Here is a 16,164-nt window from a genome sequence, read left to right on the forward strand (position 1 = left end):
GAAAAGTAAAAGGATTGTTTAATCACAGTGAATGCAGTATAATAAATAAGAAAATAAGGGGCGCGTGCAAAAACGTGTCCCTGTGCTGTATTTGAGTAAATTTCCATAGACAGGATATAGAAAGAGGTTAAGCCCAACATGAAGAGACTGACAAAACGTATACTTGCAATTCTGATTTCTGCCGCTATCTTAGCCGGCGCAGGATATGCATTTTATTTATCTAAAAACCAAAAAGCAGCCCAATCAAAAGAATCTGCACCTGATTTATCGAAAGATCAAATTTCCGAATTAGAAACCGAACATGAGGAAATAAAAATCGCCTGTATTGGGGACAGTATCACCTATGGAGCAGGAGTAACACTGACTCGCGATAAGGATGCCTATCCAGTCAAATTGGGCAAAATGCTGGGAAAGAAATATACTGTTTTTAATTATGGAATTAGTGGAAAGACTTTAATGAGTCAGACTGAGACGCCCTACCGGACAACAGATTTTTTTGAGGAATCCCAAAAGCTTGAACCAGACATTGTTCTGATCATGCTTGGGACGAATGATTCGAAAGCCTACAACTGGATTGCCGGGGAATACGAAAAGCAGTTGGAGGAATTTGTAGATCTCTATAAGAAGCTTCCAAGTAGTCCCCAGGTGTATCTGATGACATGCTGTGCAGCTTTTGGAGCAAATGAAAATGATGTTGTCGCTTTTCATGTCAACCGAGCTGTGATTGCAGAGGAGGTCACACCAATTATTAGGAGAACGGCTGAAAAATGTAATGTTCCCCTGATTGATATCTATTCCGCCACTAAAGACCATCCTGAGTATTTTGCTGACGGTGTGCATCCAAATGCCGAGGGCAACGAAGTAATCGCACGGACAGTATATGAGGCACTCACTCTGGACCGTAAAGAACCATAAATAGAACTGAAAAGAGGAATCAACATGCAGCAGGACAAAGTATACATCTGCATTGATCTAAAATCATTTTATGCCTCTGTGGAATGCGTAGAACGCGGACTAGACCCACTGACGACCAACCTCGTGGTCGCAGATCCAGAGCGGACCGAGAAGACCATCTGTCTGGCCGTTTCCCCTTCCATGAAAGAGCTTGGAGTCTCTAACCGCTGCCGGGTGTTCCAGATTCCCGCGAATATCGAATATATTAAGGCAGTGCCCCGGATGCAGCTATATATTGATTATTCTGCCGAAATCTACGGCATTTATTTAAAGTATATCTCGAAAGAAGATATCCACGTCTACTCTATCGATGAGGCATTTATGGATGTGACAGATTACCTTTCCATGTACCAGATGAGTGCTAAGGAATTAAGCACGGCAATCATGCAGGATATCTATCAAGAGACAGGAATTACCGCGACCTGCGGGATAGGAACGAATCTATATCTTGCCAAGATTGCTTTGGACATTACTGCCAAGCACGCAGAGGATCATATTGGTATTTTAGATGAGGCAGCTTATCAAAAAACCTTGTGGGACCACAAGCCTCTCACAGATTTCTGGAGAATCGGAAAAGGAACGGCGGAGCGCCTAAGGCATTCTGGTATCAGTACGATGAGAGAAATCTCACTGGCCGATGAAGCTCTTTTGTACAAGCTATTTGGAATTGACGCCGAGCTGCTCATCGACCACGCATGGGGCAGAGAAACTACGACCATTGCAGACATTAAGGCGTATAAGCCCAAATCAAATTCTATCTCCAGCGGGCAGGTACTGGGATGTGATTACCATTTCGAAGACGCAAAGCTGGTCGTCAAGGAAATGGCTGACCTGCTGAGCCTGGAATTAGTGGATAAAGGGCTGGTGACAGACTCTATTACGCTTTATATCGGTTACGCGAATCGATATGAGGCCAAATCCTCACACGGAACAATCACTATGACAGTCACGACCAGTTCTGCTAAGCAAATCATTTCCTATACGCAAAAACTGTTCGAGAAAATTGCAGACAGGCATACCCCTATCCACAGAATAAATCTGGCATTTAATAACGTAGTAGATGAAAAATATCAGCAATATGATCTTTTTACAGATCCAGCAGAATTAGAACGGGAGCATAAGATGCAGAAGACCATGCTGGATATCAAGGAAAAGTTCGGGAAAAATGCAATTTTAAAAGGGATGAACCTGGAAGAAAAAGCAACAGCCATGGAACGGAACAAACAGATTGGAGGACACAAAAGTGGCATCTAAAATGAGCAGGGAGGAACGTGCAAAACAGTTCATGCCATTTGCAGCTTTGAAGGGATACCCAGATGCACTTCGCAAAAAAGAAAAGATTGTGGTGCCTAAAACGGAGTTATCCGAAGAATATAGAGAAGAGCTGGACCGGAAACTAAAGCAAGTACAGAAAAATGATATCATTACGGTGGTCTATTACGAGAAGAATGAATATCTGAAAAAGACTGGGATGGTATCCAGAATCGATGAGACAGCACGTGTCCTAAAAATTGTAAATACGAAGATTTCCTTTGAAGATATCTATGATATCAGTGGAGATAGGATTCAGGAATTTTAGAGTGAGCGGAATGTATTCTATGGTGAGAAGTCTTGGGCTGCCACACTGATGAAAAATCGGGCAGCCCAGAATTCTCAATTTTTATTTTATCTGTTTTTTCTCATAGACCAGGACTTCATATGGCCGTAGTACTCCTTCTTTCCTCTTTCCTTTGTAATTTCCCAGGATCTTTTTATAAGGAGCGTCCTGCTTATCTGCTCCTTCCACATCTAAGTCCACTCCTATCGTGACATGTTTCCCCCGGAAATTACAGAATACAAGAATTTCCTCCGCTTCCAGACACCTTCGGTATGCCAGTATATTTTCATCCTCCTGGCATAAAAATTCAATTCTTCCATCAGAAATGACTCTTCTTTCTTTTCTGAGCCGAATCAATTCTTTATAAAACTCCAGAATGGAATCCTGATCCTTTTTTTCCGCTTCTACATTTATTTCTTTATAATTATCTGGCACCTCTATCCATGGGTCTGCCTCTGAGAAACCCGCATTCATGCGATTCTCCCACTGCATGGGAGTACGTCCGTTATCCCGTGAACGCTTCGAAAGAATCTCCAGCGCCTCCTCCTTCGTCCGGCCCTTTTTCAGCAGAATCTCGTAATAGTTCAGGCTCTCCACATCCCGGTACTGTCCGATCTCCTGAAATCCTGCATTGGTCATTCCCAGTTCTTCTCCCTGATAAATGTAAGGTGTTCCGCGCATCAGATGAATGCAGGCCGCGAGCATTTTTGCAGATTCCTTCCAATATGCTTGATCATTTCCCAACCGGGACACAATCCTTGGCTGGTCGTGATTGCACCAGAACACTGCATTCCAACCATCATTTTCCTGCATTCCAAGCTGCCATTTCCGAAATAATTCCTTGAGAGCCAAAATATCTGCCTCCATCAGTTCCCATTTATTTCCGTTTTTATAGTCCACCTTTAGATGATGGAAGTTAAAACACATGGAGAGCTCTTTTTCCTGCGGATTGGAATACCGAATACAGTTTTCTAATGAAGTGGAGGACATCTCCCCAACAGTTACCATATCCTCAATCCCGGTATCATGGGTCAGCTCCTTTAAAAACTCGTGTACATGCCGTCCATCCGTATAGAACCTTCTCCCATCTCCTTTTAGATCATCTCCAAAGACTTCTGGTTTGGAGATCAGGTTGACTACATCGAACCGGAACCCCTTGATTCCTTTTTTCTTCCAGAACCGGATAATTTCCTTTAACTCCTCCCGTACCTTCGGATTTTCCCAGTTCAGGTCTGCCTGGGTCACATCAAATAGATGAAGATACCATTTTTTCAGATCAGGCACATACTCCCAGGCCGGTCCTCCGAACTTGGATACCCAATTGGTCGGTATCTCATCTGGGGTACCATCCTTGAAAATATAATAATCCATGTACTCCCTGTCTCCTGACAGAGCCTTCTGAAACCATTCATGCTGTGTGGAGGTATGGTTGAATACCATATCAAGCATCAGACCCATCCCCTTTTCTGCTGCTTTTTGAATCAGCTCCTCAAGCTCCTCCATAGTTCCAAAGACCGGATCTATCTTCCGATAATCCGCCACATCATATCCATTGTCTTTCTGTGGAGATACAAAAAATGGGGTCAGCCACAGGTAATCCACTCCCAATGACTCCAGATAATCCAATTTTTCGGTGATTCCTTTTAAATCACCGATTCCATCCCCATTAGAATCCTTGAATGACTTCGGATAAATCTGATATACTACTTTATCTTTAAAATCGGTCATACCGCATTTCCTCCTAGTTTATATTACGAGACACCGTCTGCTTCTTCTATCTTTCTTCTATCCTTCTGACATATGCTTATTCAAATGTGACAACTGCTGTTCGATTCACCTCTGCCCGAATTCCCGTATGGAATTCGATATGCTGCGTATTCCCTTCGCCCGTCACAATGCAGACTGTGGTATCGGGATGTCCGGCTGCCTTGATCTTCTCCCGGCTGAATCGGATGAGTGGTGTTCCTGCTGCCACCTTATCCCCTTCTTTTATGAGATATTCAAATCCATCGCCTTTCATATCAACTGTATCAATTCCAATATGTAAAAGCAGCTCCATCCCGTTTTCCAGTGTCAGACCGCATGCATGTCTGGATTCTTCCATCAATACTGTCACGGTAGCATCAGCCGGAGCATACAGGATTTCGCCCTCCGGGATGATCGCCAATCCATCTCCCATGACACCCTCTGAAAACACGCCGTCTCCGACTTCTTTCAAAGGAATCGTCTCGCCAGTCAGAAATGCCTTTAATTCTCCTGACTTTAATTCTTCTGCCTTTAATTCTTCTGTCTTTGTATTCCTGCCGATTCCTTTCTTTTTTCCGACGATAATCGTAAGAACGAATGGAACTGCAACAGCAACAGCCATGCACACTGCAAAGGACAGCATAAATTTAGGCTGGATGGAAAGAATCCCCGGAAGTCCTCCGACTCCGATTGCATTTGCCGTTGTCCCTGTGGCTACGCAGATCACTGCTGCACAGGCTGAACCAATCATTCCACACACAAAGGGAAAGAAATGCTTCAGGTTCACACCGAAGATCGCAGGCTCCGTTACTCCCAGATAACAAGAAATACATGCTGGAACATTGACTTCCTGTGCCTGGGCATCTTTTCGCTGCAAGGTTATCATACCAAGGACTGCAGACCCTTGTGCAATATTGGATAAAGCAATCATCGGCCACAACATTGTGCCTGCATAATCTGCAATCAACTGCAGATCAATGGCATTGGTCATATGGTGAAGCCCGGTGATTACAAGAGGCGCATAGACAAATCCAAAAACCGCTCCAAATACGACTTTAAAAGAGCCTGTAATTCCTGCATATACCACACTTGAGATTGCAGAACCAATCTTCCAGCCCACCGGACCTAAGATAAAGTGTGCAGCGATCACTGCCAGCACAAGGCTGAAGAACGGAACGACAATCATAGAAATGACCTGGGGCGTAATCTTCCTGAAGAACTTTTCCAGATAGACCAGCGTGAACGCTGCCAGGATCGCCGGAATCACCTGTGCCTGATATCCGATCATATTGACTTTAAAATAGCCAAAATCCCAGAATGGAATCTCAGAGGCTGCCGTGGATGCTACAGAATAAGCATTCAAAAGCTGACCGGAGACCAGCGTCAGACCAAGGACGATTCCCAGCATCTGTGTCGTCCCCATCTTCTTTGTGACAGACCAGCAGATTCCAACAGGCAGCATATGAAATACTGCTTCCCCGATCAACCACAGGAAGCTGTCAATTCCAGTCCAGAACTGGCTGATATCACACAGCGTCTTTGTTCCATTTTCAAACAAGTACAGACTGTCAATACAGTTGCGGAAGCCTAAAATCAGACCGCCGACGATAATCGCCGGAATCAGAGGTGCAAAGATTTCCGCTATTGCAGTTACCACCCTCTGCAGTACACTCTGATTCTTCTTTGCCGCCTGCTTCACAGAATCCTTCGAGACCCCTTCAACACCTGCTGCAGCCGTAAAATCGTTATAAAAATCCGCGACTGTATTCCCAATAATGACCTGAAACTGGCCTGACTGGGTAAAACTTCCCTTGACCACTTTCATTGCCTCGATCTTTTTCACATCCGCTGCTGACGGGTCGTTCAATACAAACCGCATCCTTGTCATACAATGGGAAACCGCCGCAATATTCTGCCGCCCTCCTACCAGTTCCAAAAGCTCTTTTGCATCCTCTGCATATCTGCCCATGACTATTCCTCCCAAACATTTCATTCAATATGGCTATCCTTCAAGTCTGATTTAGCACAACCTTGTTTAAACAAGTTCCTTAATTCTTTTATACCATACTTGTTTAAACAAGTCAACCGTATTTTTACATTTTTTTCTTTCGTCGAACAATTCGCTGATGTTGATTCGTTCATCTCTGCTTTGGAATATACGTTCCGGAATCTACAGGATATCTTTTTTGAAAGATTTGTGTTACACTTTTTAATAAGAACAATAACCTTGTCTCTATTCATTTTAAAGTAAGAAGGGATCATATGATAGATACACATAAGAAAAAAAGATTCATCCTGACTTTGTTTTCGCTGTTTTTAGCAGCAGCCTCCGTTGGTATCATTTTTGTACTTTTCCATATTCAAAAAAGGGAAAGCATCCGTCATGCCGGTTATGTGGTAACAGGTGAGATCAGTAAACTGCAATACAGCATCGATTCACATCTTTTAAATGCAGAGATTCTGGAAATGATCGTCATCAATGACCAGGGTGTCGTTAAGGATTTTAACTCAATTGCCAAAAGACTTTACGCCAACGATCCCTCTATCCGAAGTCTCCAATTAGCCCCGGATGGAGTCGTGACCTATGTCTATCCGCTGGAGGGAAATGAAGACGCATTCGGAGACCTTTTCTCTGACCCGGATAGGAAGACAGAAGCGGAATACGCACGCGATACCGGAGAGATGACCCTGGCCGGTCCTTTCGAACTTGCCCAGGGCGGGATGGGCATGGTAGCCAGACGGCCTATTTATTTGAGAGATGATCAGGGAAAAGAGTCCTTCTGGGGTTTCAGCATCGTAATTATGGATGTATCCAATGTTTTTCAGGCAACGGATCTCGAATCCCTTTCCAGTCAAGGATACAACTATCGAATCTGGCGGACGAATCCCGATACCAAACAGGTACAGGTAATTGTTGAGAATACCTCGGAGCCATTTTCCGATGCCTTAGAAGAGACCATTCAGGTCCCTGGCGGGACATGGACGCTGAGCCTGACCCAAAAGGGGGGCTGGGTTCCTTTAGAGCTCCTGATCATAGAGAGTGTTGTCGCATTGATCATTATTCTCTTGCTGATCCTGGTCTTCCACAATATACTGACGATCCTTCATCAGAAGGTAGAACTCTCCGAACAGGCCAACACCGATCAGTTGACCGGACTACATAACGACCGCTTTTTTGCCGCCATGTCAAAGAGACTGACCGCCGACAATACCCCTTTCGTCTTGTTCTATCTCGATCTGGATAAGTTCAAACAGATCAATGACCAGTACGGACATGATGTAGGCGACAAGCTATTAAAAGAAACTGCCTTCCGCATCAGAACCTGTATCCGTAATCAGGATATGGCCTCCAGAATCGGCGGCGACGAATTCAACGTACTTGTTCTGCATGAGTATGATCCGCTCTTTTTCGATTCTCTGGCCAAGCGAATGCAGACAGCGATTTCACAGCCCTTCCAATGCGATGATGTGATACTCACGCCCAAGGCAAGTATTGGCTATGCCGCTTTTCCTTCCGAAGAATCAGAGCTTGAAAAGTTGATCCGTCTTGCTGACCAGAGAATGTATTCTGCAAAAAAAGGATAGGCTCTATCGTTTTCTTGACTTCTTCCTGACATCAGCTATAATAAAAGCAGATGTTTAAACAAGCATATTTTCTAAGGAAAGGTGAAGTCATGCCAAAAGCAAAATTTGAAAACATATATCAGGATTTAAAGCAAAAAATCGAATCCCAGGAATATCCTTATCAGGAGCTGCTTCCTTCTGAGAATACCATGGTAGATATCTACGGATGTTCCCGTAACACCATTCGCCGGGCCGTAGCCGAGCTGGCAGAGGACGGTTATGTGCAATCCCTCCATGGAAAAGGAGTCCGCGTCATCTATCAACCAGTGGACCAGGCCTCCTTTACCATCGGTGGGATTGAGTCTTTTAAGGAGTCTGCTGCCAGGAACCATAAAAAGACCCATACCAATGTGGTGCAGTTTGCAGAAATCACTGCAGATGAACGGATTTCTGCAAAGACCGGATTCCCGGCAGGAAGTGAGCTTTACTATATCCAACGTGTCCGTTACCTTGAGGATAAGGCACTCATTCTGGACGTGAATATGTTCCTGAAATCCGTTGTCCCCGGACTCACAAAAAAAATCGCTGAGAAGTCCATCTATGAATATATTGAAAATGAATTGGGAATGGCTATTATTACAAGTAAACGCAAGATGACTGTGGAACGTGCAACAGAAATTGATGAAAAATACCTGGAACTCAATGACTATAACTGCCTGGCCGTTATTACAGGACAGACCTATAACGCGGACGGAATTATGTTCGAGTACACCCAGTCCAGGCATCGCCCGGATTACTTCTGTTTCCAGGACACAGCGACCAGAAAACGGTAAAAGAGAGGAAATGACAATTCATGTGTGGACGCTATTATATAGATGATGAGACAGCCCGGGAGTTGGAACGGCTTGTCCGCCATCTGGATCAAAGATTAAAGATTAGTGGTAAGAAGGATATTTATCCCTCCAATCAGGCTCCTGTCATCACCGGATATCAGAATGAATTTTCGGCCGAACTCTTTACATGGGGATTCCCGGGATTTAATCAAAAAAAGTTGATTATCAATGCCCGTGCAGAGACAGCGCTGGAAAAACGCACCTTTAAAGAAAGTCTTTTAAATCATAGGTGCGCCGTTTTGGCCGGTGGATTTTATGAGTGGAACAAGCAAAAAGAAAAATACACATTCCGCCGCCCGGATAAAAGCCCCTGCTATCTCGCAGGTTTCTATAAAGAATTTCAGGATGGTATCCGTTTTGTGATTCTGACCACAGATGCCAACGAGTCCATGAAGGACGTGCATCACCGTATGCCTCTGATTTTAAATGAGGCGGAGCTGGATGCCTGGATCTTTGATGATTCGCAGACGGAATTGATTCTTCATAAAGTACCCGGAACACTTCATAAAGAAACTGAATATGAACAGCAGATGCTGTCATTTTTGTAGCGTAGATATATTTTTGCTCTTTACAAAGGAGAAATCGAGATGGAACAAATGACATTATTTGACGACAGGAAATTGACTGCTCCCCTGGCAAGCCGCCTCCGGCCTGATTCCCTGGAATATTTTGTCGGTCAGGAGCATTTGCTTGGAAAAGGAAAGATGCTCCGTCAGCTCATTGAGCGTGACCAAATCTCCTCCATGATCTTCTGGGGACCGCCAGGCGTGGGAAAGACGACACTCGCCAGTATCATTGCAGGACAGACAAAGGCTGATTTCATTAATTTCAGCGCCGTCACCAGCGGAATCAAGGAAATCAAAGAAGTCATGAACCAGGCAGAGAACAGCCGTCGTATGGGCATCCGTACGGTTCTCTTCGTAGACGAGATTCATCGTTTTAACAAGGCACAGCAGGACGCCTTTCTCCCATTCGTGGAAAAAGGCAGTATCATCCTCATCGGTGCGACCACAGAAAACCCTTCCTTTGAGGTCAACGCTGCTCTGCTCTCCCGCTGCCGTGTTTTTGTATTAAAGGCTCTGGAGGAAAAGGACCTGGTAAAGCTTCTGAACAATGCGCTGGTTCATCCCTCTGGATTCGGAAACCAGAATGTGCAGATCACCCCAGAACAGGTACAGGCCATCGCCGCATTTGCGAACGGAGATGCCAGGACTGCCCTAAATACCCTGGAGATGGCTGTGACCAACGGAGAGATCAGCGCACAGGGGATTACGATCACCAATGAAGGACTGGCTCAGTGCATCAGTAAAAAGTCTCTGCTTTATGACAAAAATGGGGAGGAGCATTATAACCTGATCTCCGCCCTTCATAAATCCATGCGCAACAGTGACCCGGATGCCGCGATCTATTGGATGATGCGGATGCTGGAAGGCGGGGAAAATCCACTGTATATTGCAAGACGTCTGATTCGCTTTGCCAGTGAGGATGTGGGCATGGCAGACAGCCACGCGCTCCAGGTCGCCGTAGCAGCCTATCAGGCCTGCCATTTCCTGGGAATGCCGGAGTGCGATGTGCATCTAACACACGCAGTGACCTATCTCTCCCTGGCCCCCAAATCCAATGCACTGTACATGGCCTGTGAGGCCTGTAAAAAAGATGTCCGGGAGCTTCGGGCCGAACCGGTCCCGCTGCAGATACGCAATGCTCCTACTCAGTTGATGAAGGAGCTGCAATACGGGAAAGGGTATGAATATGCCCATGATACCGAAGAAAAGCTCACTCATATGCAGTGTATGCCCAAATCACTGAGTGACAGGGAATATTATCACCCTACCACACAGGGGGAAGAAAAGAAGGCAAAAGAACGCCTGGAAGCAATACAGGAATGGAAACGGGGACGCTGATGCGCCCCCGTTGTTTATAATATGATTCGAAATTGATTCCTTCCCTCTTCATACAGGTACGTAATTTCTCCCCCCATCTTCTCCACGATCTTCTTCGCGATGGCAAGCCCCAGCCCGGTACCGCCCCGCGAAGTACGTGCCTTGTCTCCCCGGACAAAGGGATCAAATAGAATCGGGCGGATTTCCTCGTCAATGGCTTCCCCGTCATCCTGAACTTGAATCTGTGCCATTCCCAGTTCTTCTCTTACAATTACCCAGGCCCCATGCCCAGTCTGATTATATTTCACAATATTCCCCAGCAGGTTTTCTACGACTCTTGTAAATTCCTTCTGGTCCACTTCTGCCCAGATCGGTGTCTCCGGTATCTCGATATACATCTCGATTCCTTTGCTTTCCAATTCTTCATAATAATCCACACAGACAGTCCGTATCAGTTCACAGAGGTCTGTGCGCTTAAGCTCCAGTTCATACTCTGGACGATCCAGTTTCAGCATCAGGAACATCTCATTCACAAGCACATCTACCCGGACAGCTTTTTTATCAATGATCTGATAATAGTCTTTGGTATCCTCCGCCTTCACCAGACCTTCTTCCAGTGCATTTGCATAGCTTTTGATTGTTGCTACCGGGGTCTTAATATCATGGGAGAGTTCTAACAGCATCCGGTTCTTCTTCTCCTCCAGTACTCGTTTTTCCCTTTTTTCCTGCTCCAGACGTTCCGTCATAATATTAAAACTATCCCGAATCTCTTCGAATTCCTTCTGCGCCTGAAAGTCCAGATGCACCTGGTCCACGCCCTGTTCAATGACCTGCTCCATTCCGCCGATGATTTCATTTAGCGGCTTCTTGATTTTCCGTGATAGATAACGGCTCATCAGAAAACAGTTTCCAAAAAAGATCAAAACAAATAAAAGAAGAAAGGCTGCGCCGATCCTGCCTCCCCCGATCTCATTATTCACACTGTAGTTATAGGTCAGGCTCAGCACATTACGGTCCAGCTTCACCATATAATAAAAGGTCTTATTTCCCTCTTTCACGGTACTGATGAATCCTCGGTATTTTTTTGCAGAGGTGTGTGTATCCACCAGCTTATCTACCACCAGATACTCATAGATTTCTTCCTGCGTGTAGGACTGGGCCTGGTCTTTCTTCTCTCCATACACTGCGATCACATGATAGTCTGTATCCAGCTTCTCTATCCAGCCGCCCATTCTCCAAAGTGAACTCAGGTCGCCTATCCTGCCGGACTTATCCACCAGGTCATAGGGGGCAAGGGTTCCTATCTCCCCGCCGCTTAATCCGAGCAACAGTCCGAACAAACAGAAATACATCCCGATGACAAGCAGGACTGCAAATAAAATGTAACTCTTGACCAACTGCCTAAATACGCTGCCGGGCTTCTTCTTTCTCTTCATCATGCTTCCTTCTCCAGTTTATATCCCAGCCCCTTGACCGTCCGTATCTGCGGGGCTTCACCGGGCATTCGCTCCAGCTTGCCGCGCAGATTACTGATATGTACCATTACTGTGTTATCATCCCTTGCATATTCCTCCTCCCAGACCTGCTCGAAGATCTGCTGCCTGGTAAAAATACGCCCGGGATATTCCATCAAAAGCCTTAAGATTTTAAACTCTGTGGATGTCAGTTCCATCACTTCTTCGTCCAGGGTCACCAGCCCCTCCTCCGGTCTGAGTACCAGTCCCTTGACCTGAAGAAACTGTGTTTCCCTGGCTGACTCCTCACGGTAGTCATAATTCCGACGGAGTTGTGCCTTGATTCGCGCAACCACCTCCAGGGGATTATAGGGCTTTGTAATATAATCATCGGCTCCCAGTTCCAGACCTAGAATCTTATCGTAATCCTCACTTTTTGCCGTCAGCATGATCGCTGGTATCCGGCTGGTCTCACGGATCTTCCGAAGGACAGAAAATCCGTCCAGTCCGGGCATCATGATATCCAGAAGAGCCAGATGGACCTCCTCCCTATGGAAGATTTCCATCGCCTCGATTCCGTCCTTTGCTTTTCTGATTCCGATATTCTCCCTGCCCAAATATAATTCCAGTACATCTAAAAGCTCGGTCTCATCATCCGCAGCTAAAATCGTATATCCCATCTCTTCTCTCCCTGACCTATCTTCCTTCGTCCTCTATCTGACCGCTTCATCCAAAAGTGTATCCAGGCTCTTTGAAAAATCAATCCTGTCCTCCCAGCCCGGGTCTATCTTATCCAGTATCATACACTTTGCCATTCCAGTACGGTAATACTTTCCTCTGCCACCCTCGAACTGCCCCATGGAATCCAGATATCTTTCTTGATATTTTTGTCCGCTTTTGCTCTGCATTTTTAGGACATTTGCCTCTACATAGTATGCAGTCCCTTCCGTCAGTTCACAGCGTTCTTCCGCCTCCACGGCTTCCTTTGGCATCTGTTTTCTTCTCTCACCCACAGACTTCCTATATTCTAATACGCCCTTCTTGACTTCGTCAATACTGACTTCTGCTGTAAGTGCTTTCAAGGTCTTCATCTCCTGCTCTACTGCCTTCTTCACGTCATCTTTTTGATCCACGGCTTTTACCAGAATTTCATCCTCCGATTCGCCTGTGTTGTCGCTCTCTAAGGCCGCTGTCAGCTCACTTGGTTCCATTTTTTCTCCTAATATAGCATAATGACTCATCTGCCACGCATGAAATGTTTCATGCCAGATTGTCGCGATCTGTTCCTTCTCCCCATATCCACTGCCAGATATCATATCTTCCACACCTCCGGTAAGAGACATTAGACTGTCCAACTTGTCTAATGTAGGAACAATGACTTCAAAATGGTCCTCCACCGGATACGCTGTACCTGCAAATGTCTCCAGGACGGGGGCACGTTCTTTGATTTCTCCTTGATAAAAAACATAATCCTTTTTTCCATCATACATCGTCACCGGGTAATCTGCCATTTTAAAATTCTGAAATCCCAGCCGGTCCACCTCAGGTTGCAGTTTTTGTGCCGACGCATAGATTTTCTGGTCTTTCTTGCTGATTCCTGCTCTCCCGGTCATGATCCACCCGGCAAGTATGGCCGCACCAGTCACCAAGGCAGCCGCTTTCCAAAGAAGACGTTTTCCTGATATTTTCATTTTGTTCTCTCCCATTTTCTTCTCTACTTTTCTTTCCACGGTTATGCCTCCTTCCTGCGGAACACATATAACATCACTGCACAGACATAAAGGACCAGAAGTCCGCCCAGGATATTGTGCACCTGGACAGTTTTCCCAGACAACAGATTTGCAGCCTGCACTTCAACTCCGTACAGATTGGGGACTGCGAATAAGACTCCGTTCACCAGCCCTCTGGCAACTCCCGATACGATCCCGGATACTGTCTCCAGAATCGGGTGCATCGTCCCGATCAGCATAAAGGCCGTACAAAGGACTCCCGCTGCCATTCCCGGAAGCACAAGGCTGACTGCACTGGTGAAAAGGCTCACCGCCGCCGTGCTGATCGAGAAAAGGAAAAATGCCGGAATACCTTTCAGCAGTATCTGAATCTCCCCTCTCATGACCGCAAACACCAAAACGCCCACATACAGGATGAACAATGCTCCTAGAGAGCTGATCATACTTGCCAGTGCCAACTGGCTGTGATATTTCCACTGGCTGATTCCGCGAATCCAGACAAGATGGCTCGTTCGCCGCTCATATTCATTTGGAATCGTCCGCAGACTGAGTGCAACTGCGATTCCACCACCAAGCACAGAAATCACATTCATGACCAGCGGCATCATCATCTCAAATTCCGTAACGGATACTCCATTGATCGACAGCGTCGCCGCACCGCTCATACACATCATGACAATAATCATTCCAATCACAACCACGACATAGATATCTTTTCTTCTGATCCGCTCACGCAGAGCATTTTTCATAATTCCCATCTTAGTTTCCTCCGATTCTGTCAACAAATATTTCTTCCAGACTTCTTACTTCTTTTCCTTTTTCCCATTCATAGAGCAGATTCCCTTTTTTCATAATGATTCCTCTGTCACAGACCCGCTCGATATCATTCAGAATATGAGAGTTGATGATGATCGTCCTTCCCTCTTCCTTTAAGCTCTGAATCGTATGCATCATTTCCACCCTTCCCAATGCATCCAGGCCTGCAGACGGTTCATCCAGAATCAAAAGCTGCGGATCTCCCAGCAGTGCCTGAGCCAATGCCAGACGCTGGAGCATCCCCTTGGAATAATTCTTTACTTTCGTTTTACTGTCCTCCAGACCTGCGCGCTCAAGCAGCATCGGAATCTGCTCTTTCAACTCCTTTTTCGGAATATTCTGAAGACCTCCGTAGAACTCAAGAACCTCTCTTGCATTTAGGAAGGGATGGAAATATGGCGTTTCAGGAGAATACCCGATTCTGATATCCGCCTGTCTTTCCACGGTTCCTCCATCCTTTGGAATCAATCCCAGAATCATCTTAATGGTCGTCGTCTTCCCCGCTCCATTGCTCCCAAGAAGTGCAAATGCCTCTCCCTTGCGGACCGAAAAGCTCAACTCATTTACAACACACTGCTTTTGATATATCTTTTTCAGATGACTGCATGATAACATTTCCATAAATTTTTTCTCCTTCTCTTATGATGTACTCATTGTAATATGGGGACTTAAAGCCAAAATAAAACCAACTTAAAGATAACCTTAAGATTGCTTATTCCAATGTTCACACCTTCCCCTTCCCGGCAATATACTAGATATAAAGACCAGTAAAAGAGGCCGCCATGCAGACCGTTTCTACCAAAACATTACAGGACACCATGTACTATCGAGCCATCGCTGTATTTACGTATCAGATCGATTATCCCCATTTCTCGATCCCTCACCATATGGATGTGGAACAAAAAGTCAACCAATATTATATCCTGCAGTCACAGAAAACAGAGCACTACTGTCACACAGTCCTATTTCCCCAGGCCGTCGAAAGCGCCCGTTATATCCAGACCAACCGCCCGCCCTTTTACAGCTATCAATTTCAGTCCATTTTTCAGGTCACCCTAAATCAGGACTGCATTACCAGCCTGTATATGGACCAGTACGAATATATGGGCGGGGCTCATGGTTCTACCCTGCGCCTGTCCGATACCTGGAACCTCCACGAGGGCGTAAGACTTACACTGGATCAATTTTATCCTTCTGATCCTGATTTTCCCCAAAAAATCTTCCAAATGATCGAGATTCAAATAGCAGAACGTTTAAAAGATTCCCCTTCCTCCTATTTTGATAACTATGCCGCTCTTATCCGCCAAAATTTCCACCCTGAAAACTTTTATCTCAAGCCAGAAGGCATCATCATTTATTATCAACAATATGACATTGCACCTTACTCCACAGGAATCCCGACCTTTACCATCCCCTTCCAGGAAAACTTTCCCACTTGTTATTAGAACATGTGTTCGATATAATTATTCCAGGAAGATTCCTAAGACCCAAGCATAAGCTCCCTGATCTTCCATAAAAGGGAGAAGA

General features: G+C 45.5%; 15 protein-coding genes. 8 read left to right on the forward strand and 7 right to left on the reverse strand.

Annotated elements, in window-relative coordinates:
- The first annotated feature begins 138 nt into the window (after window positions 1-138).
- From HGO97_RS09675 to HGO97_RS09685, 3 genes are read left to right on the forward strand one after another with little or no spacing between them, the layout of a single operon-like run.
- Entirely contained in the window at window positions 139-915 is a 777-nt protein-coding gene (locus HGO97_RS09675) for a GDSL-type esterase/lipase family protein (protein WP_216241096.1), read from the forward strand.
- A gap of 24 nt (window positions 916-939) precedes the next feature.
- Window positions 940-2,208, forward strand: a complete 1,269-nt coding sequence (locus tag HGO97_RS09680; RefSeq protein ID WP_216241097.1) for a Y-family DNA polymerase — start codon at window positions 940-942, stop codon at window positions 2,206-2,208.
- Window positions 2,198-2,533 (forward strand): YolD-like family protein, encoded by a 336-nt coding sequence (locus HGO97_RS09685; RefSeq protein ID WP_330654226.1) that lies wholly within the window; start codon window positions 2,198-2,200, stop codon window positions 2,531-2,533. The genes HGO97_RS09680 and HGO97_RS09685 overlap by 11 nt, the downstream gene beginning before the upstream one ends.
- A gap of 81 nt (window positions 2,534-2,614) precedes the next feature.
- Here the strand turns inward: HGO97_RS09685 and treC are convergent, their stop codons facing one another.
- Together treC and treP are read right to left on the reverse strand one after the other, a co-directional pair.
- Complete coding sequence (gene treC, locus HGO97_RS09690; protein ID WP_216241098.1) at window positions 2,615-4,279, reverse strand: alpha,alpha-phosphotrehalase; 1,665 nt, start codon at window positions 4,277-4,279, stop codon at window positions 2,615-2,617.
- Between the two features lie 76 nt (window positions 4,280-4,355).
- A complete protein-coding gene (gene treP / locus HGO97_RS09695; RefSeq protein ID WP_216241099.1) occupies window positions 4,356-6,266 on the reverse strand; it encodes a PTS system trehalose-specific EIIBC component in 1,911 nt (636 codons plus the stop codon).
- 293 nt (window positions 6,267-6,559) lie between these two features.
- Between treP and HGO97_RS09700 the strand changes: the two genes are divergently transcribed.
- The 4 genes from HGO97_RS09700 to HGO97_RS09715 all read left to right on the forward strand — a co-directional run bounded on the left by HGO97_RS09700 (window position 6,560) and on the right by HGO97_RS09715 (window position 10,658).
- Window positions 6,560-7,882: a sensor domain-containing diguanylate cyclase gene (locus HGO97_RS09700; RefSeq protein WP_216241100.1), complete on the forward strand. Its 1,323-nt coding sequence runs from the start codon at window positions 6,560-6,562 to the stop codon at window positions 7,880-7,882.
- A gap of 89 nt (window positions 7,883-7,971) precedes the next feature.
- A complete protein-coding gene (gene treR / locus HGO97_RS09705) occupies window positions 7,972-8,694 on the forward strand; it encodes a trehalose operon repressor (RefSeq protein WP_216241101.1) in 723 nt (240 codons plus the stop codon).
- Between the two features lie 20 nt (window positions 8,695-8,714).
- Window positions 8,715-9,302 carry an SOS response-associated peptidase gene (locus tag HGO97_RS09710; RefSeq protein ID WP_216241102.1) on the forward strand — a complete coding sequence of 196 codons (588 nt, stop codon included), beginning with the start codon at window positions 8,715-8,717 and terminating at the stop codon, window positions 9,300-9,302.
- Window positions 9,303-9,341: 39 nt separating this feature from the next.
- Window positions 9,342-10,658 (forward strand): replication-associated recombination protein A, encoded by a 1,317-nt coding sequence (locus HGO97_RS09715; RefSeq protein ID WP_216241103.1) that lies wholly within the window; start codon window positions 9,342-9,344, stop codon window positions 10,656-10,658.
- Between the two features lie 14 nt (window positions 10,659-10,672).
- Here the strand turns inward: HGO97_RS09715 and HGO97_RS09720 are convergent, their stop codons facing one another.
- From HGO97_RS09720 to HGO97_RS09740, 5 genes are read right to left on the reverse strand one after another with little or no spacing between them, the layout of a single operon-like run.
- Window positions 10,673-12,076 (reverse strand): HAMP domain-containing sensor histidine kinase, encoded by a 1,404-nt coding sequence (locus tag HGO97_RS09720; RefSeq protein WP_216241104.1) that lies wholly within the window; start codon window positions 12,074-12,076, stop codon window positions 10,673-10,675.
- Window positions 12,073-12,771: a response regulator transcription factor gene (locus HGO97_RS09725; RefSeq protein WP_216241105.1), complete on the reverse strand. Its 699-nt coding sequence runs from the start codon at window positions 12,769-12,771 to the stop codon at window positions 12,073-12,075. Before HGO97_RS09725 ends, HGO97_RS09720 begins: the two co-directional genes overlap by 4 nt.
- Before the next feature lie 33 nt (window positions 12,772-12,804).
- On the reverse strand, window positions 12,805-13,821 hold the full coding sequence (locus tag HGO97_RS09730; RefSeq protein WP_216241106.1) for a hypothetical protein: 1,017 nt from the start codon (window positions 13,819-13,821) through the stop codon (window positions 12,805-12,807).
- A gap of 2 nt (window positions 13,822-13,823) precedes the next feature.
- Window positions 13,824-14,579 carry a hypothetical protein gene (locus tag HGO97_RS09735; RefSeq protein WP_216241107.1) on the reverse strand — a complete coding sequence of 252 codons (756 nt, stop codon included), beginning with the start codon at window positions 14,577-14,579 and terminating at the stop codon, window positions 13,824-13,826.
- 1 nt (window position 14,580) lies between these two features.
- A complete protein-coding gene (locus tag HGO97_RS09740) occupies window positions 14,581-15,258 on the reverse strand; it encodes an ABC transporter ATP-binding protein (protein ID WP_216241108.1) in 678 nt (225 codons plus the stop codon).
- Between the two features lie 161 nt (window positions 15,259-15,419).
- Between HGO97_RS09740 and HGO97_RS09745 the strand changes: the two genes are divergently transcribed.
- Window positions 15,420-16,082, forward strand: a complete 663-nt coding sequence (locus HGO97_RS09745) for a DUF3298 and DUF4163 domain-containing protein (protein WP_216241109.1) — start codon at window positions 15,420-15,422, stop codon at window positions 16,080-16,082.
- Window positions 16,083-16,164 lie beyond the last annotated feature (82 nt).

This window comes from Faecalicatena faecalis, assembly GCF_012524165.2.
GTDB classification, from domain to species: Bacteria; Bacillota; Clostridia; order Lachnospirales; family Lachnospiraceae; genus Faecalicatena_A; species Faecalicatena_A faecalis.

Coding starts and splice junctions, on each gene's coding strand:
- HGO97_RS09725 (WP_216241105.1), bottom strand. CDS start 12,771: ATGGGATATACGATTTTAGCTGCGGATGATGAGACCGAGCTTTTAGAT.
- HGO97_RS09735 (WP_216241107.1), bottom strand. CDS start 14,579: ATGGGAATTATGAAAAATGCTCTGCGTGAGCGGATCAGAAGAAAAGAT.
- HGO97_RS09740 (WP_216241108.1), bottom strand. CDS start 15,258: ATGGAAATGTTATCATGCAGTCATCTGAAAAAGATATATCAAAAGCAG.
- HGO97_RS09700 (WP_216241100.1), top strand. CDS start 6,560: ATGATAGATACACATAAGAAAAAAAGATTCATCCTGACTTTGTTTTCG.
- treR (WP_216241101.1), top strand. CDS start 7,972: ATGCCAAAAGCAAAATTTGAAAACATATATCAGGATTTAAAGCAAAAA.
- HGO97_RS09710 (WP_216241102.1), top strand. CDS start 8,715: ATGTGTGGACGCTATTATATAGATGATGAGACAGCCCGGGAGTTGGAA.
- HGO97_RS09720 (WP_216241104.1), bottom strand. CDS start 12,076: ATGATGAAGAGAAAGAAGAAGCCCGGCAGCGTATTTAGGCAGTTGGTC.
- HGO97_RS09675 (WP_216241096.1), top strand. CDS start 139: ATGAAGAGACTGACAAAACGTATACTTGCAATTCTGATTTCTGCCGCT.
- treP (WP_216241099.1), bottom strand. CDS start 6,266: ATGGGCAGATATGCAGAGGATGCAAAAGAGCTTTTGGAACTGGTAGGA.
- treC (WP_216241098.1), bottom strand. CDS start 4,279: ATGACCGATTTTAAAGATAAAGTAGTATATCAGATTTATCCGAAGTCA.
- HGO97_RS09745 (WP_216241109.1), top strand. CDS start 15,420: ATGCAGACCGTTTCTACCAAAACATTACAGGACACCATGTACTATCGA.
- HGO97_RS09680 (WP_216241097.1), top strand. CDS start 940: ATGCAGCAGGACAAAGTATACATCTGCATTGATCTAAAATCATTTTAT.
- HGO97_RS09715 (WP_216241103.1), top strand. CDS start 9,342: ATGGAACAAATGACATTATTTGACGACAGGAAATTGACTGCTCCCCTG.